This is a genomic window from Burkholderia sp. Bp9143 (assembly GCF_003853645.1).
In the GTDB taxonomy this organism is placed as follows: Bacteria; Pseudomonadota; Gammaproteobacteria; order Burkholderiales; family Burkholderiaceae; genus Burkholderia.
Genome location: NZ_QTPO01000002.1, coordinates 168,011 through 191,047 on the forward strand (window position 1 = coordinate 168,011; position 23,037 = coordinate 191,047).

The window sequence follows — 23,037 nt, forward strand, 5'->3', positions numbered from 1 at the left end:
TCGCGCGAACTCGAACACCGGCAATCAGGCCCAGCCGCCGTCGACCACCACGTCCTGCGCGGTGATCATCCGGCTGTCGTCGGCCGCGAGGAACAGCGCCATCCGGGCGAGATCGTCCGGCAGCAGCTCGGCGTCGATGCACTGGCCGGCCTTGATCGCCGCGCGGCCCGCGTCGTCGAGCCACAGCCTGCGCTGCTTGTCGGTCATCACCCAACCGGGCACCAGCGAATTCACGCGGATTCCGAACGGGCCGAGATCGCGCGCGAGCCCGCGCGTGAGCCCCTGCACGGCCGCCTTCGCCATCACGTAGACGGGATAGCCGCCGTTCTTCAGCATCCAGCTGATCGAGCCGAGATTGATGATCGCGCCGCCGCCGCGCTGCTTCATGTCGTCGATCACCGCCTGCGCGGCGAAGAACTGGTGGCGCAGGTTCACCGCGATGCCCGCGTCGAACGACGCGGGTGTCACGTCGCCGATCGCGTGGCGCGTGTCGTTCGCCGCATTGTTCACGAGCACCGCGATCGCGCCGATGCGTGCGCGGATCGCGTCGATCGCATGGCGCAGCGCGTCGATGTCGGTCAGGTCGCACGGGATGAACAGCGGCGCGTGGCGTACGTCCGGCAACTGCGCGAGACTTTCCGCGAGCGCCTGGCCCGCCTGCGCGTCGAGATCGACGAACGCCACGCGCGCGCCCTGCCGCGCGAAGTGCTCGACGAACGCCGCGCCGATGCCGGTCGCGCCGCCCGTGATCAGCACCGCGCGATCCTCGAGGCTCGGGTAGCGCGCATAGCGCGCGTCGCTCGCGGCGCGCGGATCCAGCGCGGAAGTTTCGATGGTCATGCGAATCGTCTCCGTGGAATCGGTCAGTCGCGTACGCCGCGGTTCTTCAGCTGGTCGAGCAATACCGCCGCGAGCAGGATCGCGCCGCGCACGAGGTACTGGTAGAACGCGTCGATGTTCAGCAGGTTCATCACGTTCTCGACGGTGCCCATGATCAGCACGCCGATCACGACGCCCGAGATCGTCGCGCGGCCGCCCATCAGCGACACGCCGCCGAGCACGCACGCGGAGATCACGTTCAGCTCGAAGCCCTGCGCGGCGTTCGGCTGGCCCGACGTGATGCGCGACGCGAGGATCACGCCGGCGAGCGCCGTCACCGCGCCCTGGATCAGGAAGATGTACACGCGCGTGCGTTCGACGTTGATCCCCGCGAGACGCGACGCCTCGGGGTTGCCGCCGATCGCGAGCGTGTTGCGGCCGTACACGGTCTGGTTCAGCAGCACGCCGAACACGATGAAGCACAGCAGCGTGACCCAGATCGGCAGCGACACGCCGAACAGCGACAACCCGCCGAGCGCGATGAACGTATCCGACGACACGCCGACCGCCTGCCCCTTCGACACGATGAAGCCGAGCCCGCGCACGATTTCCATCGTCGCGAGCGTCGTGATCAGCGCGTTGATGCGCAGGTACGCGATCACCGCGCCATTCACGAAGCCGATCGCCGCACCGGCCGCGACCGCCGCGACGATCGCGACGAACGTGTTGTCGGTCGCGTTCAGCACCATCGCGCACAGCACGCCGGAGAACGCGACGGTCGAGCCGATCGACAGGTCGAAGTCGCGCGACGCCAGACAGAACATCATCGTGCACGCGACCATCCCGATCTGCGAGATCGACAGCGCGAGGCCGAGCATGTTGTCGATCGAGAAGAAGTGATCGACCGTCAGAGACATCGTCACGAACATCACCGCGAAGATCGCGATCAGGCTGTATTCGGTGAGGTGCTGCCACCACTTCTGGCGGTCGCTCTGCTGTGGAACCAGCGCGTCGGCCGACGGCTTCACGGCTGCGCTGGCGAGGTTTTCCCGGACTTGCATGGTTGTGTCTCCTGCTCCTGCATCGCGCGGCCCGCGCCGCGCGTAATCGATTCGAATATCGTGCATCGCCCGCGGCGACCTGAAACCGCGTCAGGCCGCCTCGACGACGCTCGTCTGCGGCAGCGCGAGGCTCAGCACCGCATGCTCGTTCGCCTGCTCGCGCGGCAACTCGCCCGCGATGCGGCCTTCTCGCATCACGACGATGCGATCGGACACGCCGAGCACTTCCGGCAGTTCCGACGACACCATCACGATCGCGCAGCCGCGTTCCGCGAGCCGGTAGATCACGTCGTAGATCTCGTGCTTCGCGCCGACGTCGATCCCGCGCGTCGGCTCGTCGAGGATCACGACCTTCAGGTCGGGCTCCGCGAGCCAGCGCGACAGGATCGCCTTCTGCTGGTTGCCGCCCGACAGGAAGCGGATCTTCTGGCGCCGGTTCGGCGTCTTGATCTTCAGCCGCTGGATGAAGCGGTCGGCCGTTGCGCTTTCGGTCTTGCGATCGATGAAGAGCCCCGCGCGCAGCGAATGACGGCGGCAGCTGATGTTGATGTTCTCCGCGACCGACGCCATCGCGATGATCCCCTCTTCCTTGCGGTCCTCCGGGCACAGCACGATGCCGTGACGGATCGCGTCGCCGGTGCGCTTCACGTCGATGCGCTTGCCGTCGAGCGTCAGCACGCCCGCGCGCCGGCGGTCGGCACCGTAGACGAGCCGCATCAGTTCGCTGCGCCCGGCGCCGACGAGGCCGAAGAAGCCGACGATCTCGCCCGCGCGCACCGAGAAGCTCGCCGGTTCGCGCAGCGCCGGGCCGTCGACGCCTTCGGCGGACAACCGCACGTCGCCGAGCGCGCGCGGCGCGTAATGGTAAATATCAGCGATCTCGCGCCCGACCATCTCGGCGACCAGCCGTTCGCGCGGCACGTCGGCGAGCGCTTCGTGCGATGCGATCTTGCGCCCGTCGCGGAAAATCGTGCACGCATCGCACAGCCGGTAGATCTCGTCCATCCGGTGCGAGATGTAGATCAGCGCGCGGCCCTGCGCACGCAGGTCGTCGACGAGCTTGAACAGCACCTCGGTCTCGCGATGCGACAGCGAGCTCGTCGGTTCGTCGAGCGCGATCACGCGCGCATTGCGCATCAGCGCCTTGCAGATCTCGACCATCTGCCGCTGCGCGATCGACAGCCGCCCGAGCTTCGCGTCGGGATCCAGATCGACGCCCATCGCGGCGAGCCGCTCGCGCACGTGGCGCTTCGCCTCGCCCTTTCTCACCCAGCCGAGCGCATTCGGCAGGCGGCCGAGCAGCAGGTTCTCCGCGACCGTCAGGTCGGGCACGTACTGCAGTTCCTGGTGAATCACTGCAATGCCGGCCGCGATCGACGCAGCCGCACTCGAGAAATGCACGGGCTGGCCGTCGACCAGCACGCTGCCCGCATCGGGCTGGTATTCGCCGCCGAGAATCTTCAGCAGCGTCGACTTGCCCGCGCCGTTCTCGCCCATCAGGCCATGCACCTCGCCCGCGTGCACGTCGAACGAGATGCCGTCGAGTGCGCGCACGCCGGGAAATACCTTGCCGATATTGTCAAAACGCAGTGCCGCTGACACGTCGTCTCCCCACTTCCAATTCGATCGACCGCCGGCCGCCGCATCGCCGCGGCAGCCGGCGGGCCGCTTACTTCGAGGCGAGCCCCATCTCGTCGCGCACCTTCGACACGTTGTCGCGCGTCGCGAGCATGCCGGTGGTCAGCGTGAGCGGCGCCGGCGCCTTGCCCTGCGTGATCCACGTATACATCAGCTCGGAGGTTTCCTCGCCGTGGCGCTTCGGGCTGATGATCACGGTGCCGTAGAAACCCGTCGGCTGCGGCTTCTTGAACTCGTTCAGCGCCGAATCGGACCCGCCGATGCCGATGCCGATCATGTTGTCCGCCTTGAAGCCGCGCCCTTCGGCCGCGCGCACCGCGCCGAGCACGGCCTCGTCGTTCAGGCCGTAGGCGACCCAGTGCTTGAACTGCGGGTTCTTCGTGAGCGCGATGTTCGCCGCGTTGAATGCGTTCTCGGTATCGGTCTTCGCCTGTGGCGCCGCGATCACGTTCGCCTTCGGGAAGCCGGCGGCAACCAGCGCGTCGGTCGCGCCGCTCGTGCGGTCGTGCGCGGTCGGCAGCTGCTCGTACGTGATGTCGATCGCGCCGACGTCCTTCATGTTCCAGCCGCGCTTCTTGATCTCGGCCGCGATGCCGTCGCCGACCTGCTTGCCGATGTTGTACGCGGAGATCCCCATGTGCGGCACCGACTCGATCGGCTTGCCGGCGCCGTCGACGAGGCGATCGTCGACCGTCATCATCTTCAGGTTGTGCGACTTCGCCTTCGCGACGATGCCCGGCCCGAGCTTCACGTCGGGCGTGCAGATGATGAAGCCCTGCGCCTTCTGCGCGGACAGGTTGTCGATCGCGCTCATCACCTTCTCGCCCGACGGCGCGCCGATCTTCACGAGCGTGAAGCCCTTGTCCTTCGCGGCCATCTCGGCGAACTTCCATTCGTCCTGGAACCACGGCTCTTCGGGCTGCTTCACGAGGAAGCCGATCTTGACCGGATCGGCCGCGTGCGCAACCGGGCTACCCATCACCACCGCGGCCGCGGCGGCCAGCGTTACGAACGTTCTGCGTTTCATCTCCAGTGTCTCCTTGTCTTCATCGAATAGGAACCAGCCGCTTGTTGGTTTCGACGCAGCGTGCGCGCGGCCGTCGCACGTGCGGTCTTTCGAATCGTTGCGTCAGTCGTGATACAGCGCCGCGCGCCCGCCGTCGACGGTGATGCACGCGGCATTGATGAACGGCGCCTCGTCGGAGGCGAGGAACACGGCCGTCATCGCGACCTCCTCCGGTTTGCCGATTCGCTTCATCGGCTGCAGCGCGAGCGTCTCGGCGCGTGCCGCGGCCGGGTCGGCCTGCGCATCCCACCAGTCGCGCGTGAGCTGCGTCTCGATGTAGCCGGGCGCGATCGCGTTCACGCGCACGTTGCGCGCCGCGTATTCGATGCCGAGCGCACGTGTGAGGCCCAGCACGCCGTGTTTCGCGACCGGGTACGGAAAGCAGCCCGGGATGATCCGGAACGCATGCGTCGACGCGATGTTCACGATGCTGCCGCGGCCGCGTTCGACCATTCCCGGCAGCGCCGCGCGGCAGCCGTGCCACACGCCGTCGAGGTCGACCGCGAAGCAGCGGCGCCAGTCGTCGTCCGTCATCGTCAGCGGATCGGCGAACACGTTGATGCCGGCGTTGTTCACCAGCACGTCGAGCGGGCCGAATGCGGCTTCGGTCCGCGCGAGCGCGTCGCGCACCGAGTCCTGCCGCGCGACGTCCGCGTGCAGCGCGAGCACGCGCGCACCGTCGATGTCGTCGGCGATCGCCGCAGTCGTGCGCTGCGCTTGCGGGAAGTCGAGGTCGACGAGCGCGACGGCCGCGCCTTCGCGCGCGAACGCCCGCGCGATCGCGGCGCCGATCCCGCGGCCCGCACCCGTCACCATCGCGACCTTGCCCGCGAGGCGCCCCATCATGCGACTCCGCCGCGCGCCGCGCGCAGGCCGGCCTGGAACGCGCGCGCGTTCGCCGCGGTCGCTTCCGCCGACTGACCGGACCGGTACAGCGCCGAACCAAGGCCGAAGCCATTGGCACCGGCTGCGAGGAACGGCTGCATGTTGTCCGGCGCAATCCCGCCGACCGGAATCAGCGGCACCGCGCGGTCGATCACCGCGCGCCACGCCTTCACGACGGGGATGCCGATCTGCTCGGCCGGGAACATCTTCAACACGTCGGCGCCGTTCGCGAGCGCGGCGAACGCCTCGGTCGGCGTCGCGACGCCCGGTGCGCTCGCGAGCCCGCACTCGCGCGCACGCCGGATCACGGCCGCGTCGCTGTGCGGCATCACGATCAGCGTGCCGCCGGCGTCCTGCACGCGGTCGACAAATTCGGCACGCAGCACGGTGCCCGCGCCGACGATCATGTCGTCGGGCAGCGCACGGCGCAGCGCCGCGATGCTGTCGAACGGATCGGGCGAGTTGAGCGGCACCTCGACGATCCGGAAGCCGGCTTCATGCAGCGCAAGGCCGTGGTCGGCGACTTCGGCGGGCGTGATGCCACGCATGATCGCGATCAGCGGGCACGCGTCGAACGCGCGCATCAGTGCGGCGTGCGGCGTGTACGGCGCGGGCAGCGTAAGGTCGGACGACATCAGCGGTTCCTCTTCGATCGGTTCATTGGTCGGCGCAGACGGGCTCGCCGTCCGCGCGCACGAGTCCGGCACGCGACGCAATCCACCACAAGCCGCGCTCGGTCGCCTGTGCGGCGACGCGTGCATGCGTGCAGCCGAACACGCTCAACGCGTCGACGTAGCGCGCGCACAATCCGTCGTCGCCGATCAGCAGCAGCGGCTGGTTCGCGAGCGCGACACCGCGCTCCGCGAGCATCGCGTCGAGCGCATTGAGCTCATGGCCGATCAGCAGCCCGGACAGGTAGTCGCCCTGCGCGTCGGGTGCGAGCCGGTCGGTCAGGCCGAGCGTGCGCGTGCTGAAGATCGTCGCGAGCAGCCCCGCGCGCTGCGCGCCGCGGGCCACCGCGACGCCGCGCGCGAACGCCGCGCGGTCGGGCGACGCGCTCGCGCGCATCGTGCGGCCGAGGATCGTGTGATCGCGCAGCGCCGCGAACAGCTCGCCCGTCATGAAGGTCTGGAAGCGCTCGATGAGCCCGTCCTTCACCCATGCCCATTTCGCATGCGTGCCCGGCAAGCCGATCAGTACCCCTGAACGATCTGCGTCAAGCAAGGGATCGTTCGCGAGTGCGCCGAATATCTGCGTTTCCTCGCCGCGCATCACATCGGGCAATTCGCCCGTCGCGATCACGCCCGGCACGATCGACACCGTCGTGCCGCGCGCCGTCGTCACCGTGACGAGGCCCGCGACGAGCGCGTCGGCGCCGGCCGGCACCGCGACGTACGGCGCCTCGCGCCAGCCCTGCGCGCTGCCGACCATCCCGGCCGCCAGCACCGGCACGCCCGGCACACGGTCGAGCCAGTCGCCGCACGCTTCCTCGAACACGACGTCGAACGCACGCGCGCCGCCGGCCGGCACGTGCATCACGCCCGCCGCGCGGCTGCGCGTGTCGAGCAGCGCGCCGTGCGCGTCGAACAGATATGCGCGCAGCGACGTCGTGCCCCAGTCGAGCGCGATCAGCGACGGGGCGGCGGAGTTGGCGTCCGGAGCGGTCCGGGTCGAATTGGTCATCGTTTGATCCTGCGGGTACCCTGCGGCGGGCTCCAGCCCAGTTCCGCGGAAATGGCTCGCGCTTCGCGCTGCACGAGCGGAATCAGTTCGTCCATCCGGTCGTGCGGCATGTACGGAATCGTGCTCGCGACCGATACGGCCGCGACGATCGCGCCCGACGCGTCGCGGATCGGCGCGGCCACGCAGCGGATCGACGCTTCGTTTTCCTCGAGGTCGAACGTGTAGCCGCCGGCCGCGTAATGCGCCATGCGCTGCAGGAACGCGCTCGTCTCGGGCCGGTTGTCCGGCTTGAAATTGACGCCGGCCAGTGCACGCCGCGCGGCTTCGAACAGCGAGCGCCACAGGTCCGGATCGAGGTCGAGCATCATCGCCTTGCCGATGCCGGTCGATGCGAGCGGCATCCGGTGACCGACACGCGAACGCATCTCGAGGCCGCGCGTGCCGGGAATCTTGTCGATGTACAGCACGTCGTCGCCATCGCGCACGCCGAGGTGGATCGTGTCGAGCGTTGCTTCCGCGAGCGCTTCGAGGTGCGGCCGCGCGACCGCCGTGAGCGGCATCTGCTCGAGCGCGATCGTGCCGAGCTCGATCAACTTCGGGCCGAGCAGGTAGCCGCCCTGCACCTGGCGCAGGTAGCGCGCCTGCACGAGGCTGCTGACGAGACGGTGCGTCGTGCTGCGCGTCGTGCCGAGCGCCGCGCCGATCGCACGCATGTCGCGCGCGCCGTTCGCGATCGCTTCGAGGATCGCGAGACCGCGCAACAGCGTCTGCGTGCCGGCCTGCTGCGCGGCGAGGTCGAGCGGCGTGCTGGTCGCGCCGATGCTGTCGGTCAGCGGCGCATCGTCCGGCGTCGCGCGCCGGGCGTCGAGAGCAAGGGAATCGGGCATCTTGGTCATGGAACAGGCTTCTTCAACGGAATCGGTGAAGCCGCTGTCGCGAGGCCGGAACGAGGTCGGGCGTCGCGGCAACGCGGCGGTCGATGCACCGAGGAAAGCGCCCGGCGAACTTCATGGAATGTGTCTCCGTGTGCGTCGGGCGCCGCGCGGTGCGTGGGTCCGAAGCTGTCGATGTGCTTCGGATTGTAGGAGCGCACGCACTCGTCTCCAATATTTGAATGCGTTGTCCAGATAATGAGATAAACAGGCAAAGGTCGCGTGATTCGTCGCGAAACGGCGGCCCCATGCGCACGGGGGCGGAACCCGACGCGTCGCGGGTTCCGCCCCCGTTATCCACGCGCGCCGCGCTTACTGTTGGTTCGTGCTGCGCGCCTGCATGTAGCGCTGCACGTCGGAAAACGAGACGCGTCCGCTACCGCTCGAATCGATCTGCCGGAAGTGGTTCGCGACATAGCCGAGGCCGGCCGCGCGCGCCTGTGCTTCGGTGATCGAACCGGTGTTCTGCGTGTCGGCCGCGCCGAACTGCCGCGCGAGCTTGCGCACCACCTGCGCGTGCAGCGCGGCGCCCGTCGTCTGCGTGCCGGCGGTCGGCTTGCGTGCGGCCGGCGGCACGTACGGATCGCCGAGCTGCGCCTGTCGTGCACGCGCCGGGGTGGCGGCGTCGCTCGCCTGCGCGAACGCGGATACCGATGCGAATGCTGCAACTCCGGCGCATGCAAGCGCCGCGGCAACGACGATGAAACGTTTCTTCATATCAGGCTCCAGTCTGGAATGAGGTCGTCGACGGCCGGCGAACGGCGCCACCATAGGCGCGCGTCGCCAGGCCCGCACATCGCATCAGTGCGCGGCCGCGTTGTAGAAGGTCACGAGGTCGGCCTTCTCCTGCGGACGCGACGTATCGTCGAGATAGACCATGTGTCCACCCTGATAGTCCTTGATCGTCAGGTTCGGTTGCGAGCCGAGCCGCGCGAGGTCGAGCTCGGTCTGGTAGAACGGCGTCGCGATGTCGTGATACCCGTTCAGCGACAGCACCTTCAGCGACGGATTCAGCGTCAGCGCCGCCGCAAGATCGGGAATCGTGTCGGGCATCGCGAGGCCGTCGTGTGTCCAGTCCCAGGTCTGGATCGCATTGCTGCTGACCGAATACGCCGTCTGCGCGCTGTACTTCAGCACGTTCGGCAGGTAGCTGCCGATGGTGTCGGTGAACGGCTTCGTGATGAACGTGCTCGACGGGTCGCCGTCCGCGGCGAGCGGGCTCGACGACGGCACGTTCACGCGTGCGTCGTAGCGGCCGATCAGCGTGCCCGGGATCAGCGACACCTGGAAGCTGTTGTCGAAGAACGTCGGGACCACGTTGAAGTCCGCATTCCACAGCGACTGCTTCACGCCGGTCGAATTCACCATCGTCGTGACGAGCGTCGGCGGAGGCGGCGTGTGGCTCGCGAGATACGCGTTCACGGCGGGCGCGTAGCTGCCGGCCGTCAGGAGGCGCATCTGGTCCGCATACTGCGGCAGGCTCGACGGGTTCGGATTGTCGAGCTGGTAATACGCGCCGACGGTGCCGTAGGACGGCACGAAGCCCGCGCAACTCACCGGACTCGCCCCGTTGTTCGAGTTGCCGACATAGTCGCTCGCCATGTCGCAGTTCGCGTTGTAGTTCAGGATCGACGACTGCAGCACGATGCCGTCGAGCTTCACGCCGGCCGTCTCGAGCAGGTTCGCGAGCACGTCGGTGCGCGGCGTGCCGTACGACTCGCCGAACAGGTACTTCGGTGAATCGTTGCGCTGGTTCACGGCGATGTAGCGCGTCACGAAATCGCGGAACGCGCCGCCGTCCTGGTCGACGCCCCAGAATGTCTGGTTCGTGTTCGGCGCGATCGCCTCCGAGAAGCCGGTGCCGATCGCATCGACGAACACGAGGTCGGTCGTATCGAGCAGGCTTTCCGCGTTGTCGACGAACGGGAACGTCGACGTGTTCGCGTTCGGGTCGCCCGTCTGGACCCGCTTCGGACCGAACGAGCCGAGATGCAGCCACACCGATGCGGAACCGGGGCCGCCGTTGTACAGGAACGTGACGGGCCGCTTCGCCGCGGGCTGGTTGTCGGCGGTGTACGCGACGTAGAAGAACGATGCTTCGGGCGCGCCCGTCTGCGGATTGCGCGCGACGAGGTGGCCGGCGGTGGCCGTGTAGCGAATCGTCTTGCCGTTCAGTGTGATCTGGTGATGGGTGACGGCGGCCTTTTCGACCCCGGCGGACGCGTCGAGCGACGCGGTCGCGCTCGACGAATAACTGTTGGGATCGTTGTACGGCCTGTCCACCTGAGCGGCGGGATCGGCTGAATTGTCGGTACCTGCTGCCGAGGACGACGTCACGTCGTCGTTGCAGGCCGTCAGAATCAGCGAAGAGAACACAACCCCCAACAACAGCTTCGCTTTGCTCGCTGGCATCGTTGCTTTCCTTCTCTCGAATGTTTTTTGTGTCGAGCAGCCGGGTAAGCCGCCCCCCGCCTCGATTGCGGCCGATAAGCCAAGGCGCTGGCCAATATACGCGAGCGGGTCGGCTTTGAAAAATTTGGAAATATTTGATCGATGGCCGGTGCAGCGCACACCTTTCAGGAATCCTTCGATTCTCGAACCATCTATTTTCAGTCGCCTTTCAGAGGCTTTCGCGCTTACCCGCAAACACTAAAACCACGCGGATTTCGTGCCACATCGGCAAACAAAATCCCGTGTCCACGGGCATTGCTCAGCAAAGCGAAATAGACGAATTCGTCTAATGGATGTGGCCCGAAATGCGGGCGACACGAATGCGCTGCAGCGCACCAATGGTGCGCCGGCGACGGAACGGACAATGCAACGGCGCGGGCGCGCCGCTCACTGCGATTGCGGCAGTTCGGCCGCGCCCATCCGGCGGGCAATGACGGCCGCGCGCTGCGCCTGGTAGGCCGAGCCGCGGTGCGCGTCGAACCAGCGCGGCTTCGGCAGCATCACCGCGAGGCGCGCCGACTGCCACGCGCCGAGCCGGCTCGCGGGAATCTTGTAGTAATAGCGGGCGGCGGCCTCGGCGCCGTACACGCCGCGGCCCCATTCGACCGAATTCAGGTAGATCTCGAAGATCCGCTCCTTGTCGAGCACCGTCTCGAGCATCCACGTGATGATCAGTTCCTGCCCCTTGCGGATGTAGCTCTTCTCGCGTGACAGGAACAGGTTGCGCGCGAGTTGCTGCGTGATCGTCGAGCCGCCCGCGACGATCCGGCCGCGCGCCTTGTTCTTCTCCCACGCCTGCAGGATCGCGTCGACATCGTAGCCGTTGTTGGTCGCGAAGGTCGAATCCTCCGACGCGATCAGCGCGCGCTTCAGGTTGCGCGAGATCTGGTCGTACGGCACCCACTGATGCTGGATCTGCGCGGGCGGCTTGTCGCGCGACAGCCACCACGCATCGGTACGCATGAACGCGGTCGAACCGGGATTGATGAACGACCACAGCGCGATCTGCGCGAGATAGAACAGCTGCGTCGCGAGCCACGCGCCCGCGAACACCGAACCCGCATAGACGATCCAGCGGGTCGGACTGACCGTGCGCGTGCGCTGCGTGCCGCTTACCGCCACCACCTGCCGCGCTCCGGTCAGGCCGCCGCGAGCGCCTGACGCAGCGCGGCCAGCACCGGTGCGCCGTCCGGCCGCACGCCGCGCCAGATGAAGAACGATTCGGCCGCCTGCTCGACCAGCATCCCGAGCCCGTCGGCCGTGCGCGCGCCGAGCGACGCCGCATGCTGCATGAACACGGTCGGCTGCGCGCCGTACATCATGTCGTACGCGAGCGTGCCCGCGCCGAACGCGGCCGCGTCGCACTCCGGCAGCGCCGCATCGAGGCTGCCTGCCGTCGCGTTGACGATCACGTCGTACGGTTCGGCGCGCACGCATTCCGGGCCGCCGCCCGACAGCACGCAGCCCGCATCGTGCGCGGCCTGCGTGAACTGGCCGACGAGTGCCTCGGCCTTGCTCGCGGTGCGGTTCACGATCGTGATCGACAGCGGCGCGCGCTCGAGCATCGGCAGCACGACGCCACGCGCCGCGCCGCCCGCGCCGAGCAGCAGGATGCGCGCGCCCGCGAGCGACACGCCGAGATTCAATTCGATGTCGCGCACGAGGCCAACGCCGTCGGTGTTGTCGCCGTAGATGCTGCCGTCGGCCTCGATGCGCAGCGTGTTCACCGCGCCCGCCGCCGCCGCGCGCGGCGACAGCGTGTCGGCGAGCGCATGCGCGTCGAGCTTGAACGGTACCGTCACATTCGCGCCGCGGCCGCCTTCGGCGATGAACGCGCGCACGGCGGCCTCGAAGCCGTCGACCGGCGCAAGCCGGTGCTCATAGACGATCGCCTCGCCCGTCTGCGCCGCGAACTGCGCGTGGATGAACGGCGACTTGCTGTGCGCCACCGGGTTGCCGAACACCACGTAGCGGTCGGCGCCGCTCGTCGACGCGGCTGCGTTCATGATGCGCGCCCCTCTTCGCTTTCCTGGCCGTTGCCGTTCGCGGCCTCGCCGCCTTCGACTACCACGCCGTCCGCTTCGGCCAGTGCTTCGGCCTCGGTTTCCGCCGACGCGTCTTCCGCATCGACCAGCGTGTCGTCGCCGCCTTCGGTCTCGTCTTCGTCGTCGGCCGCCTCGCCGCTCGTCACGGTCGGCGCATCGAGCACGTTAAGCAGTCGCACCGACGCCTCGATCGTCAGCTCGTCGAGCGACATCACGTCGAGCAGCACGCGCGTGCCGCGCGCATGCACGCCGAGCCCCGGCACGTGCAGCAGCAGCGGAATGTCCTCGAGGCGCACGAGATCGCCCTTCACGACGCTCGCGACGACCTGCCTCTTCTGCTCCTGCGCGAGCCAGCGCAGGCACCAGAAGTACTCCATCCGGCGCTGGTAGTCGGCGTACGCGGTATAGGTGTCGTCGAAGCCCTGCACGACCGCGTACAGGTCGGCGTCCTTCGGCTTGAACGGCGCGGCGAGCTTCGCGGTGACGCCGTGCTGCACGCACGCGAGCAACTGCCACTGGTTCACGAGGTCGACGTAGCGGCGCAGCGGCGACGTGCTCCACGCGTACTGCGCGACGCCGAGGCCTTCGTGCGGCGCGGCCGTCGTCTGCATCCGCGTGCGCTTCGGGCCCGGCGCGCCGAAGCCGCGCTGCGAGCGGTAGATGCCGGGCACCGTGTGATCGTGCAGGAACGCGCCCCACGTCGAGTTCGCGAGGATCGCGAGCTCCGACACGATCAGGTCGAGCGGCGACCCGCGGCGACGCGGCGTGATCGTCACGTGCTCGCCTTCGACGTAGAAGTTGTAGTCGGTGTTGCGCTGCACTTCGCGCTTCAGGCCATAGCCCGCGCGCGCGACCTGGCGCTTCTCGAACAACGCCTGCGCGAGCGGCCACAGCACGGCGATGTCATCCTTGTGCGGGTAGTCGCCGGTGCCGGCCGCGAGCGTCTCTTCGTTGACGAGTTCGTCGAGCGTGTTGTGGCGCAGGTTGTTCTTCACGAACACCAGTTCGGCCCGCGTCTCGTTCGCGACGATCTCCTGCGTCTCGCGGTTGACGATGATGTACAGCGACAGCGCCGGGCGGTAGTCGCCTTCCTTCAGCGTGAACACGTCGACGACGTCGTCCGGCAGCATCGTGATCTTGTCGCCCGGCATGTAGACGGTCGACAGGCGCGCGCGCGCGATCGCGTCGACCGCATCGCCGCGCCCGATGCCGAGCGCCGGCGCCGCGATGTGCACGCCGATCCGCACACGACCGTCGGACAGGTGCTCGACCGAGAACGCGTCGTCGATTTCGGTCGTCGTGATGTCGTCGATCGAGAACGCCTGGACGTCCGCGCGCGGCAGGTCGTCCGGCAGCGGGCCGACCGTGACGGCCGGGAAGCCCGTGCCGTGCGGGAAGAATTCCGCGAGGAAACGCGCTTCGTGCAGCGCACGCGGCGACGCGATGCCGCCGCAGTCGAGCATCAGCCGCGCCGGCGACACGCCGCGCGCGCCGGCCGCCGCTTCCATCGCCTTGTATTCGATCGCGTTCTTGTCCGGCCGCGTCAGCAGCCCGAGCACCTTGCCCGCGAACGCTTCCGGCAGCTTGCCGGCCTTCAGTTCCTCTTCATACTGCGCCTGGACGAGCGCCTGCTGGCGCTTGCGCTCGAGCGACGCGAGCGCCATCTTGAGCTGCTCTTCCGGCGCGCGCTGGTACTGGCCGCGCCCCTTGCGGCGGAAGTAGACGGGCGAGCCGTGCAGCCGCAGCACCAGCGCCGCGCGCTCGACCGGGCCGTAGGTCGCGCCGAAGTATTCCGCGGCCAGCGCCGTATACGCGAATTCGTCGGCCGGCGCGCACTCCCACAGGAAATCCAGGTCGATCTGCTGCGCGGCCGTATCGGCTTCCTGCATCAGCTCGCTCGCGGCCGGCTTCTCGAATTCGATCAGCACGTCTTTTGCGCGCACCTTCGCCCGCCGCCCGCCGGGCAACTCGACCTGAAACGCGTCGCCCTGGCGCGACAGCACGCTGCCCGCCTTGAAACTGCCCGATTCCTCGAAGAAAACGTTCACTCAGTACTCTCGTTCAGACTGCCGGGCGCCACATCGGCGGCGCCGCATGATGATGGGAATTCGATCGGCATGACGCCGGGTTCATGACGTTCTGTCGTCGCAAAAGGCGAGAACGTCGTCGACATAGTCGGCAAATTCGCTGATTCCGTGATCGCTGCCTTCGATCACGCGCGTTTTCGCGCCCGGGTAGTGGGCGAGCATCTCGCGGTAGTCGAGCACTTCGTCGCCCGTCGCCGCGAACAGATAGTAGCGTTCGGGCCGCGAAATCGCCGGCACGCGCAGCGCATCGAGCTCCTGCAGGTGATGGCGTTCGACGACGATCGACCCGCCGCCGTGCCACAGCGGCTGTTCGCCCAGATGTTGCTCGAGATCGCGCTGCGGCACGATCGCCGGGTTCAGCAGCACCGCCTTCCAGCCGTGCTTTTCGGCGAGCCAGGTCGCGTAGTAGCCGCCGAGCGAACTGCCGATCACCGTCACGTCGCGCGCACCGGCCACCTCGGCTTCCGCGACGGCGATCGCCTCCAGGGGCGACACCGACAGCGACGGGCAGCGCCACGCGTGCATGCGGCCGAGTTCGGCCATGCGCGCGGCGAGCAGCCGCGACTTCTGCGACTCCGGCGACGACCGAAACCCGTGCAGGTACAGGATCACGTGCGGCTCCCGAGCGCGTCGAGCAGCTTCTGGTGCACGCCGCCGAAACCGCCGTTGCTCATCACGAGCACGTGGTCGCCCGGGCGCGCGGCCTCGACGACCGACTTCACCAGCAGATGGAGATCGTCGAACGCGCGCGCCTTGTCGCCGAGCGGCGCGAGCGCATCGCCGAGGTTCCAGCCGAGCGCGTCGCGTCCGGTCGGGGCACCGTAGCCGAATACGAAATCGGCGTCGGCGAGGCTGGCCGGCAGTTGCGCCTTCATCACGCCGAGCTTCATCGTGTTCGAACGCGGCTCGAGCACGGCGAGAATGCGGGAATGTTGGCGGCCGATGCGCGCACGAAGGCCGGCGATCGTGGTTTCGATCGCGGTCGGATGGTGCGCGAAGTCGTCGTAGACGGTTACACCATCCACGCTGCCGCGCACTTCCATGCGCCGCTTCACGTTGCGGAACGACGCGAGGGATTCGGCGGCCTGCGCAGGCGGCACGCCGACGTGGCGCGCGGCGGCGATCGCCGCGAGCGCGTTCATCCGGTTGTGGTCGCCCTGCACCTGCCACGCGACTTCACCGACGCGCTCTGCGTGCGAATACACCGCGAAGCGCTCGTCGACCGGCACGCCGTCCTCGGCCGGCAGCGCCTGCCAGCCGCCGTCGACGCCGAAGCGCTCGACCTCGCTCCAGCAGCCGCGCGCGAGCACGCGCTCCAGCGCATCCGAGCGGCCGTTGGTCACGATCCGGCCAACGCCCGGCACGGTGCGCACGAGATGGTGGAATTGCGTTTCGATCGCGGCGAGATCCGGGAAGATGTCGGCGTGATCGAATTCGAGATTGTTGAGCACCGCGGTGCGCGGCCGGTAGTGGACGAACTTCGAGCGCTTGTCGAAGAACGCCGTATCGTATTCGTCGGCCTCGATCACGAAGAAGCTCGAATCGGTCAGCCGCGCCGACACGCCGAAGTTCAGCGGCACGCCGCCGATCAGGAAGCCCGGGTTCAGGCCGGCATCTTCCAGCAGCCATGCGAGCATCGACGACGTGGTCGTCTTGCCGTGCGTGCCCGCGACCGCCAGCACCCATTTGCCGGCCAGCACGTGCTCGCCGAGCCATTGCGGGCCGGACACATACGGCAGGCCGCGATCGAGGATCGCCTCCATCAGCGGGTTGCCGCGCGTGACGACGTTGCCGATCACGAACAGGTCGGGCTTCAGGTCGATCTGCTCGGCGCCGTAGCCCTCGATCAGCGTGATGCCCTGCGCCTCGAGCTGCGTGCTCATCGGCGGATAGACGCCCGCGTCGCAACCCGTCACCGTGTGGCCCGCCTCGCGCGCGAGCACGGCGAGACCGCCCATGAAGGTGCCGCAGATGCCAAGAATGTGGATGTGCATAGATGAATGCTTTCGCGCCGCCGGGCGCCGTCGATTCGGAAAGGATGGTCTGCGGCACGCCGGACAGGCCGCCCGGCCAACGACTTTCGCCGCGACACAAAGACCGTCATTGTAACTGACGGGCCGCCGTGCCCGGCGGCCCGAACGATGGATCGGGAGGCTGCCCGGCGCGGCGGACGGCACGCAGCCGCACCGGATTCGGCCGTGGCGGCGATCGAGTATGATTGCCGGATCATGTCTCGCAAACCTTTTGTCGACCCGCGGCGCGCCCGCGAGGAAATCGCCCAGTCCGCCGCCCGCCTGATCGCGGAGGACGGCCTCGATTACGCCAGCGCGAAACGCAAGGCCGCGCGCCAGCTGTTCGGCGATACGCGCGTTGCCGGCGAATGGCTGCCGGATAACGACCTGATCGAGGAAGAACTGCGCGAGTACCTCGCCCTGTTCCAGAGCGACACGCAACCGGACGAACTGCGCTGCCTGCGCGAGGTCGCGCTCGACTGGATGCGCCGGCTCGCCGAGTTCAATCCGTATGTGACGGGCGCGGTGCTGAACGGCACCGCGAACGCGCATTCGGACATCCATTTGCAGATATTCACCGACAACCCGAAGGACGTCTCGATCTACCTGCTGAACCAGAACGTTCAGTACGACGTGTCCGAGACGCGGCATTTCGCCGGTCGCGCGGACGTCGAGACGCTGAGCTTCCTGTGGCGCCCGCGGCGCGACGTGGACGCGACCGGCATTCACGTCGCGCTCTACGCGAGCGACGACCTGCGCGGCGCGGTCAAGGCCGACGCCCGCGGCCGGGTCGCCCGCGCGGACGCCGCCGCATTGCGGGCGCTCCTCGAGGCCAGCAACGCCCCTTCCGAACCGGAATGATTCAACGATGATGATGAAACGCATGTTGGCGCTCGCGGTAGTCGCCGCCGCCGCCGTCGCCGGCGGGCTCGCCGCCGGCCACTGGTTCCGCGGCGGCAGCGCCGATGACGGCGTCGCCGTCGCCGCACCCGCCGCGCAAGGCAGCCCGGTCGACCAGTTGTGGGCCGCGTCGCTGACCGGCGTCGACGGCAAGCCGGCCTCACTCGCTTCCTTCAAGGGCCAGAAGATCGTGGTCAATTTCTGGGCATCGTGGTGCGGCCCGTGCGTCGAGGAGATGCCGGAGCTCGTCGCGCTGTCGCACCAATACAAGCAGAAAGGCATCCGCTTCATCGGGATCGGCGTCGATTCCAACCAGAACGTGAAGAACTTTCTGCAGAAGGTGAAGGTCGACTATCCGGTTTTCGTCAGCGGCTATGCGGGCGCCGATCTGGCCCGTAATTTCGGAAATACCGCCGGCGCGCTGCCGTTTACCGTCGTCATCGACGAAACCGGCAAGATTCGCGAGACAAAATTGGGACAAATCCATCCGGCCGAGCTGAAAAAGACCCTCGACGCGCTGTGATTGCCCCGAACGGCGGCCCGCACGTTGGCGGCGACTTGTGCGTCGATCGCCGCAAATTCACGTGAATTCGCTGATACTTTGCAGCCGCACCGGTAATTCTTGCGGGTCCGGCGCGCCCGGCCGTTCGGCAAAACTAGACAAATTTCTCTAAATAGCGCTAAAGTTCGCGCAATTCCGCAGAAATAGAAGCGACCATGACACGATTGCTGGTGCTGCACGGCCCCAACCTGAACCTTCTCGGCACCCGGGAACCGGAGGTGTACGGCTGCGTCACGCTCGCGCAGATCGATCAGGCGCTTGCCGCGCGGGCTCAGGAAGCCGGCGCCGAACTGTCGTCGTTCCAGAGCAACCATGAAGGCGCGCTCGTCGACCGCATCCAGGCCGCGCGGGAGGAACAGACCGATTTCATCCTGATCAATCCCGCCGCGTATACGCATACGAGCGTCGCGATCCGGGACGCGATCGCCGGCGTTGGCATCCCGTTCGTCGAGGTTCATCTGTCGAACGTGCACCGCCGCGAAGCGTTCAGGCACCACTCCTACTTTTCCGACCAGGCCGAAGGCGTGATCTGCGGGCTCGGCTGGAAAGGCTATCTGTACGCGCTCGAGTACGCGCTGGACAAGCTGCAAGGCGCGTCGCGCGGCTGATTTCGCGATCTAGATTCAGCGCCGGTCTCACCGGCGCTTTCACGTATTGAAAGGGGAATTCCCGATGGATCTTCGTAAGCTGAAAACTCTGATCGACCTCGTCTCCGAATCCGGCATCTCCGAGCTGGAAGTGACGGAAGGCGAAGGCAAGGTGCGTATCGTCAAGAACGCGCCGCCGGTCTATGTCCAGCCGACGGGCGGATTTGCCCCGCAGATCAGCGCACCGATCCCGTCGGTCGCGCTGCCGACCGAAGGCGCGGCGGGCGCGCCGGCCGCAGGCGCCGCCGCGCCCGCCGTCCCGCAAGGCCACGTCGTGACGTCGCCGATGGTCGGCACGTTCTATCGCGCGCCGTCGCCGGGCGCGGACCCGTTCACCCAGGTCGGTGACACGGTCAAGGAAGGCCAGACCATCTGCATCATCGAAGCGATGAAGCTGCTCAACGAGATCGAGTCGGACAAGGCCGGCGTGATCAAGGAAATCCTCGTCGAGAACGGCCAGGCCGTCGAATACGGCCAGCCGCTTTTCGTGATCGGCTAAGTACACCGCGCGGCCCACCCGGCCGCGCGCCGCCGATGCTCGCCAGGCGCCGTTCGCGCGCCCCTCGAAGAGACGAATACTCGCTATGTTTGAAAAAATCCTCATTGCCAACCGCGGTGAAATCGCGCTGCGCATCCAGCGTGCGTGCCGCGAGCTCGGCGTCAAGACGGTGGTCGTCTACTCGGAAGCCGACAAGGAAGCCAAGTACGTGCGCCTCGCGGACGAAGCCGTCTGTATCGGCCCGGCTCCGTCGAACCTGAGCTACCTGAACATGCCGGCGCTGATCAGCGCCGCGGAAGTCACCGATGCCGAGGCGATCCACCCCGGCTACGGCTTCCTGTCGGAGAACGCCGACTTCGCGGAGCGCGTCGAGCAGTCGGGCTTCACGTTCATCGGCCCGCGTCCGGAAACGATCCGCCTGATGGGCGACAAGGTCACCGCGAAGCAGACCATGATCAAGACCGGCGTGCCGTGCGTGCCGGGTTCGGAAGGCGCGTTGCCGGACGATCCGAAGGAGATCGTGAAGATTGCGCGCGCGATCGGCTATCCGGTGATCATCAAGGCAGCGGGCGGCGGCGGCGGGCGCGGGATGCGCGTCGTGCATACCGAGGCCGCGCTCGTCAACGCGGTCAACATGACCCGCGAGGAAGCCGGCCGTGCGTTCGGCAACCCGCAGGTATACATGGAGAAGTTCCTCGAGAACCCGCGCCACATCGAAATCCAGGTGCTGTCCGACGCGCACAAGAACGCGATCTGGCTCGGCGAGCGCGACTGCTCGATGCAGCGCCGTCACCAGAAGGTGATCGAGGAAGCGCCGGCGCCCGGCATTCCGCGCCGCCTGATCGAGCGCATCGGCGACCGCTGCGCGGACGCGTGCAAGAAGATGGGCTACCTCGGTGCGGGCACGTTCGAATTCCTGTACGAGAACAACGAGTTCTACTTCATCGAGATGAACACGCGCGTGCAGGTCGAGCACCCGGTATCTGAGATGATCACGGGCGTCGACATCGTGCAGGAACAGATCCGCATCGCGGCCGGCGAGAAGCTCACGCTGCGCCAGCGCGACATCCAGTTCCGCGGACATGCGATCGAATGCCGGATCAACGCGGAAGATCCGTTCAAGTTCACGCCGTCGCCGGGCCGGATCACGTCGTGGCATACACCGGGCGGACCCGGCGTGCGCGTCGACTCGCATGCATACAATGGCTATTTCGTGCCGCCGAACTATGATTCGATGATCGGCAAGCTGATCACCTACGGCGCGACGCGCGACCAGGCGATCCGCCGGATGCGCATCGCATTGTCGGAAATGGTCGTCGAAGGCATCCAGACCAACATCCCGCTGCACCGCGAGTTGATGATCGACTCGAAGTTCGTCGAAGGCGGCACCAGCATCCACTACCTCGAACACCGGCTCGCCCAGAAGCAGCAGGTCGCACCGGAAGAAGCGTAAGCATGAGCTATCGCGAACTCGTCGTCGAACTGGCCCGTGAGCATGCGGAGGCGTTGTCCGACGCGCTGCTCGACCTCGGCGCGCTGTCGGTGTCCGTCGAGGACGCCGACGCCGACACGCCCGACGAACAGCCGCTCTTCGGCGAGCCTGGCCTCGTTCCCGAACGCAGCGCGTGGCAGCACTCGCGCGTGATCGCGCTGCTGTCGCCCGATCACGAGCCAGCCGTGCTGCTTGCGGCGGCCGCGAACGAGATCGGTGTCGCCGAGACGCCGAAGTTCGACGTGCGCGAAGTCGAGGAGCAGGACTGGGTGCGGCTCACGCAGTCGCAATTCGAGCCGATTCCGATCGGCGAACGCATCTGGGTCGTGCCGTCGTGGCACGACGCACCCGACCCCGACGCGCTGATCCTCGAACTCGACCCCGGTCTCGCATTCGGCACCGGCAGCCACCCGACCACGCGCCTGTGCATGGAATGGCTCGAACAGTCGGTGAAGCCCGGCCAGTCGGTGCTCGACTACGGCTGCGGCTCGGGCATTCTGGCGATCCTCGCGCAGAAATGCGGGGCGAACCCCGTGGTCGGCATCGACATCGATCCGCAGGCGGTTGAATCGGCGCGGCAGAACAGCGAACGCAACCATGCGGAAGTCACGTACGGGCTGCCCGACGCGTGCCCGGCCGGCGAATTCGACATCGTCGTCGCCAACATCCTGTCGAACCCGCTGAAGCTGATGGCATCGATGCTCGCATCGAAGGTGAAACCGGGCGGGCGCATCGCGCTGTCGGGCGTGCTCGCGCGCCAGGCGGACGAAGTCGCGGCCGTCTATGCGCGCTACGTCGACATCTCGGTCTGGCGCGAACACGAAGGTTGGGTGTGCCTCGCCGGAACCCGGCGCGAAAGCCATTAGAATAGCGCTGTCCTTCACTCTGGCCAGCAGGCCGCCCGGCTCGACATGCTTCTTGCGACGCGCTGCCCTCATTGCGAAACCGTCTTCCGGCTGCAGCAGGAACAGCTCTCGCTGCATGACGGGCTCGTGCGTTGCGGACACTGCCAGCAGGTCTTCAACGCATCGCAGTCGCTCGTGCCCGATCCGGCGCAGCAGCCGGAAACCGCTCTGACCGAAGCGGCGCCGGCCGAGCCGGCCGCCGCCGCGCCGCAACACGACGCCGCGCCCGCGCGGCTCTTCACCACCGACGCACCGGTCGAACCGGCGTCCGGTTCCGATTACAAGCCAGAAGGCTGGGACATGTGGGCGCCGTGGCTCGATGCCGGCGTCGACCCGTCCCTGCAGCACAACGTGCAGACCGTACGCGCCGAGCCGCTGGTGCCGCTCGCGCTGCCGGCAACGGACGCCGGCGTCGTTCACCTGTCCGGAACGCCCGCGCCGATCGCATCGGCCCCGGCCGAGCTGCACGCTGTCGCGTCGCAACCGGCCGGACCGGATGCGACGCCGCACGAATCCGACGCATCGGGCACGTCGCGGGCCACGCCGCCCGCCGAACCCGACCTGCGCGAACCGCGCTTCGTCGTGCACCCGCCGTCGGCCGCAGACACGGACGAACCCGTCGCCCACGCGCACTTCGCCGTACCCGACGACGAACGCGCACCGCGCGAACCGCGCTTCGCGTTCACGCCGGCGCAGGCCGTCCCTGAACCCGATGCCGACGCCGACGAGCGCGCCCCCGCACCGGCTGCGGCCGCCAGCGAACCGGCCGTCCAACCGGCCGTCCCCTTCCCCGCCGCACTGACTGACGACGACCGCCCGCACTTCGCCGTCACGCGCGAAACGCGCGCGCCGCAGCAACGCGGGATGCTCGGCGGCTTTTTCGGCGGACTCGTCGCCGCCGCGCTCGCGGTACTGCTCGTCGCGCAACTCGCGTGGTGGCAGCGCGAAAGCGTGATGATCTACTGGCCCGTCACGCAGGGCTGGTTCCGGCAGGCGTGTGCGCCGCTCGGCTGCACGGTCACGCCGCCGCGCGCGATCGACGGCCTGCGGCTCGACGCGGCCGACCTGCGCCAGCTCGACGGCCCGCGCGTGCTGGAGCTGAAGGTGCCGCTGACGAACCGCTACCGCGTCGCACTCGCCTACCCGTCGCTCGAGCTGACGCTGCTCGACGACACGAATCACGTGACCGTGCGCCGCGTGCTCGCGCCGCGCGACTACGTGCGCCCGGGCACGCCGATCGACGCCGGGCTGCCGCCCGGCATGACGCAGACGATGGTCGTCCGTCTCGACACGAACGGCGCGCCCGCCTCGAATTTCCGCGTCCAGATCTTCTATCCGTGACGCCCCGCGGCG

Annotated in this window: 22 protein-coding genes; 7 read left to right on the top strand and 15 right to left on the bottom strand. The window is 67.8% G+C overall.

Translation table 11 applies throughout. The features are described from left to right. Nucleotides 1-24: 24 nt before the first annotated feature. The 15 genes from DIE23_RS02220 to mpl form a co-directional block, all read right to left on the bottom strand. A complete protein-coding gene (locus tag DIE23_RS02220) occupies nt 25-840 on the bottom strand; it encodes an SDR family NAD(P)-dependent oxidoreductase (protein ID WP_124610605.1) in 816 nt (271 codons plus the stop codon). Nucleotides 841-863: 23 nt separating this feature from the next. Continuing rightward, nucleotides 864-1,880 (bottom strand): L-arabinose ABC transporter permease AraH, encoded by a 1,017-nt coding sequence (gene araH, locus DIE23_RS02225; RefSeq protein ID WP_124610606.1) that lies wholly within the window; start codon nt 1,878-1,880, stop codon nt 864-866. 90 nt (nt 1,881-1,970) lie between these two features. Then, nucleotides 1,971-3,482, bottom strand: a complete 1,512-nt coding sequence (araG, locus tag DIE23_RS02230; RefSeq protein WP_124610607.1) for an L-arabinose ABC transporter ATP-binding protein AraG — start codon at nt 3,480-3,482, stop codon at nt 1,971-1,973. A gap of 67 nt (nt 3,483-3,549) precedes the next feature. Then, entirely contained in the window at nt 3,550-4,545 is a 996-nt protein-coding gene (locus tag DIE23_RS02235; RefSeq protein WP_124610608.1) for an arabinose ABC transporter substrate-binding protein, read from the bottom strand. A gap of 102 nt (nt 4,546-4,647) precedes the next feature. Further along, complete coding sequence (locus DIE23_RS02240; RefSeq protein ID WP_124610667.1) at nt 4,648-5,427, bottom strand: SDR family oxidoreductase; 780 nt, start codon at nt 5,425-5,427, stop codon at nt 4,648-4,650. Next, nucleotides 5,427-6,104 carry a 2-dehydro-3-deoxy-6-phosphogalactonate aldolase gene (locus DIE23_RS02245; RefSeq protein WP_124610609.1) on the bottom strand — a complete coding sequence of 226 codons (678 nt, stop codon included), beginning with the start codon at nt 6,102-6,104 and terminating at the stop codon, nt 5,427-5,429. Before DIE23_RS02245 ends, DIE23_RS02240 begins: the two co-directional genes overlap by 1 nt. A 22-nt stretch (nt 6,105-6,126) precedes the next feature. Beyond that, nucleotides 6,127-7,152, bottom strand: a complete 1,026-nt coding sequence (locus tag DIE23_RS02250) for a 2-dehydro-3-deoxygalactonokinase (protein WP_124610610.1) — start codon at nt 7,150-7,152, stop codon at nt 6,127-6,129. Next, nucleotides 7,149-8,048 (bottom strand): IclR family transcriptional regulator, encoded by a 900-nt coding sequence (locus DIE23_RS02255; protein ID WP_098549804.1) that lies wholly within the window; start codon nt 8,046-8,048, stop codon nt 7,149-7,151. The genes DIE23_RS02250 and DIE23_RS02255 overlap by 4 nt, the downstream gene beginning before the upstream one ends. A 348-nt stretch (nt 8,049-8,396) precedes the next feature. Continuing rightward, on the bottom strand, nt 8,397-8,801 hold the full coding sequence (locus DIE23_RS02265) for an EF-hand domain-containing protein (RefSeq protein WP_124610612.1): 405 nt from the start codon (nt 8,799-8,801) through the stop codon (nt 8,397-8,399). 84 nt (nt 8,802-8,885) lie between these two features. After that, on the bottom strand, nt 8,886-10,496 hold the full coding sequence (locus DIE23_RS02270) for a S10 family peptidase (protein WP_124610613.1): 1,611 nt from the start codon (nt 10,494-10,496) through the stop codon (nt 8,886-8,888). Nucleotides 10,497-10,922: 426 nt separating this feature from the next. After that, nucleotides 10,923-11,660 carry a monofunctional biosynthetic peptidoglycan transglycosylase gene (mtgA, locus tag DIE23_RS02275; RefSeq protein WP_124610614.1) on the bottom strand — a complete coding sequence of 246 codons (738 nt, stop codon included), beginning with the start codon at nt 11,658-11,660 and terminating at the stop codon, nt 10,923-10,925. 14 nt (nt 11,661-11,674) lie between these two features. Beyond that, nucleotides 11,675-12,541 carry a shikimate dehydrogenase gene (gene aroE, locus DIE23_RS02280; protein ID WP_124610615.1) on the bottom strand — a complete coding sequence of 289 codons (867 nt, stop codon included), beginning with the start codon at nt 12,539-12,541 and terminating at the stop codon, nt 11,675-11,677. Beyond that, entirely contained in the window at nt 12,538-14,628 is a 2,091-nt protein-coding gene (locus DIE23_RS02285; protein ID WP_124610616.1) for an RNB domain-containing ribonuclease, read from the bottom strand. Before DIE23_RS02285 ends, aroE begins: the two co-directional genes overlap by 4 nt. An 81-nt stretch (nt 14,629-14,709) precedes the next feature. Then, nucleotides 14,710-15,279 carry a YqiA/YcfP family alpha/beta fold hydrolase gene (locus tag DIE23_RS02290; protein WP_124610617.1) on the bottom strand — a complete coding sequence of 190 codons (570 nt, stop codon included), beginning with the start codon at nt 15,277-15,279 and terminating at the stop codon, nt 14,710-14,712. Further along, on the bottom strand, nt 15,276-16,661 hold the full coding sequence (gene mpl, locus DIE23_RS02295) for a UDP-N-acetylmuramate:L-alanyl-gamma-D-glutamyl-meso-diaminopimelate ligase (RefSeq protein ID WP_124610618.1): 1,386 nt from the start codon (nt 16,659-16,661) through the stop codon (nt 15,276-15,278). The genes DIE23_RS02290 and mpl overlap by 4 nt, the downstream gene beginning before the upstream one ends. A gap of 234 nt (nt 16,662-16,895) precedes the next feature. Between mpl and DIE23_RS02300 the strand changes: the two genes are divergently transcribed. From DIE23_RS02300 to DIE23_RS02330, 7 genes are all read left to right on the top strand, one after another. Beyond that, nucleotides 16,896-17,540, top strand: a complete 645-nt coding sequence (locus tag DIE23_RS02300) for a UDP-N-acetylmuramate--alanine ligase (RefSeq protein WP_124610668.1) — start codon at nt 16,896-16,898, stop codon at nt 17,538-17,540. A 7-nt stretch (nt 17,541-17,547) separates the two neighbouring features. Next, nucleotides 17,548-18,102 (top strand): TlpA disulfide reductase family protein, encoded by a 555-nt coding sequence (locus DIE23_RS02305; protein WP_124610619.1) that lies wholly within the window; start codon nt 17,548-17,550, stop codon nt 18,100-18,102. 194 nt (nt 18,103-18,296) lie between these two features. Continuing rightward, nucleotides 18,297-18,749 (top strand): type II 3-dehydroquinate dehydratase, encoded by a 453-nt coding sequence (gene aroQ, locus DIE23_RS02310; protein WP_124610620.1) that lies wholly within the window; start codon nt 18,297-18,299, stop codon nt 18,747-18,749. Between the two features lie 64 nt (nt 18,750-18,813). Then, the gene (gene accB / locus DIE23_RS02315; RefSeq protein WP_124610621.1) at nt 18,814-19,287 is read left to right on the top strand and encodes an acetyl-CoA carboxylase biotin carboxyl carrier protein; all 474 of its coding nucleotides are present in this window, start codon (nt 18,814-18,816) and stop codon (nt 19,285-19,287) included. A gap of 85 nt (nt 19,288-19,372) precedes the next feature. Beyond that, entirely contained in the window at nt 19,373-20,740 is a 1,368-nt protein-coding gene (gene accC / locus DIE23_RS02320) for an acetyl-CoA carboxylase biotin carboxylase subunit (protein WP_059451926.1), read from the top strand. 2 nt (nt 20,741-20,742) lie between these two features. Continuing rightward, nucleotides 20,743-21,645, top strand: coding sequence for a 50S ribosomal protein L11 methyltransferase (gene prmA, locus DIE23_RS02325; protein ID WP_124610622.1), 903 nt, complete (start codon nt 20,743-20,745; stop codon nt 21,643-21,645). Nucleotides 21,646-21,690: 45 nt separating this feature from the next. After that, on the top strand, nt 21,691-23,025 hold the full coding sequence (locus DIE23_RS02330; protein WP_124610623.1) for a DUF3426 domain-containing protein: 1,335 nt from the start codon (nt 21,691-21,693) through the stop codon (nt 23,023-23,025). Nucleotides 23,026-23,037: the final 12 nt, after the last annotated feature.

Coding starts and splice junctions, on each gene's coding strand:
- DIE23_RS02220 (WP_124610605.1), bottom strand. CDS start 840: ATGACCATCGAAACTTCCGCGCTGGATCCGCGCGCCGCGAGCGACGCG.
- araH (WP_124610606.1), bottom strand. CDS start 1,880: ATGCAAGTCCGGGAAAACCTCGCCAGCGCAGCCGTGAAGCCGTCGGCC.
- DIE23_RS02235 (WP_124610608.1), bottom strand. CDS start 4,545: ATGAAACGCAGAACGTTCGTAACGCTGGCCGCCGCGGCCGCGGTGGTG.
- DIE23_RS02240 (WP_124610667.1), bottom strand. CDS start 5,427: ATGGGGCGCCTCGCGGGCAAGGTCGCGATGGTGACGGGTGCGGGCCGC.
- DIE23_RS02245 (WP_124610609.1), bottom strand. CDS start 6,104: ATGTCGTCCGACCTTACGCTGCCCGCGCCGTACACGCCGCACGCCGCA.
- DIE23_RS02250 (WP_124610610.1), bottom strand. CDS start 7,152: ATGACCAATTCGACCCGGACCGCTCCGGACGCCAACTCCGCCGCCCCG.
- DIE23_RS02255 (WP_098549804.1), bottom strand. CDS start 8,048: ATGACCAAGATGCCCGATTCCCTTGCTCTCGACGCCCGGCGCGCGACG.
- DIE23_RS02265 (WP_124610612.1), bottom strand. CDS start 8,801: ATGAAGAAACGTTTCATCGTCGTTGCCGCGGCGCTTGCATGCGCCGGA.
- DIE23_RS02270 (WP_124610613.1), bottom strand. CDS start 10,496: ATGCCAGCGAGCAAAGCGAAGCTGTTGTTGGGGGTTGTGTTCTCTTCG.
- aroE (WP_124610615.1), bottom strand. CDS start 12,541: ATGAACGCAGCCGCGTCGACGAGCGGCGCCGACCGCTACGTGGTGTTC.
- mpl (WP_124610618.1), bottom strand. CDS start 16,661: ATGCACATCCACATTCTTGGCATCTGCGGCACCTTCATGGGCGGTCTC.
- DIE23_RS02300 (WP_124610668.1), top strand. CDS start 16,896: ATGTCTCGCAAACCTTTTGTCGACCCGCGGCGCGCCCGCGAGGAAATC.
- DIE23_RS02305 (WP_124610619.1), top strand. CDS start 17,548: ATGATGATGAAACGCATGTTGGCGCTCGCGGTAGTCGCCGCCGCCGCC.
- aroQ (WP_124610620.1), top strand. CDS start 18,297: ATGACACGATTGCTGGTGCTGCACGGCCCCAACCTGAACCTTCTCGGC.
- accB (WP_124610621.1), top strand. CDS start 18,814: ATGGATCTTCGTAAGCTGAAAACTCTGATCGACCTCGTCTCCGAATCC.
- accC (WP_059451926.1), top strand. CDS start 19,373: ATGTTTGAAAAAATCCTCATTGCCAACCGCGGTGAAATCGCGCTGCGC.
- prmA (WP_124610622.1), top strand. CDS start 20,743: ATGAGCTATCGCGAACTCGTCGTCGAACTGGCCCGTGAGCATGCGGAG.
- DIE23_RS02330 (WP_124610623.1), top strand. CDS start 21,691: ATGCTTCTTGCGACGCGCTGCCCTCATTGCGAAACCGTCTTCCGGCTG.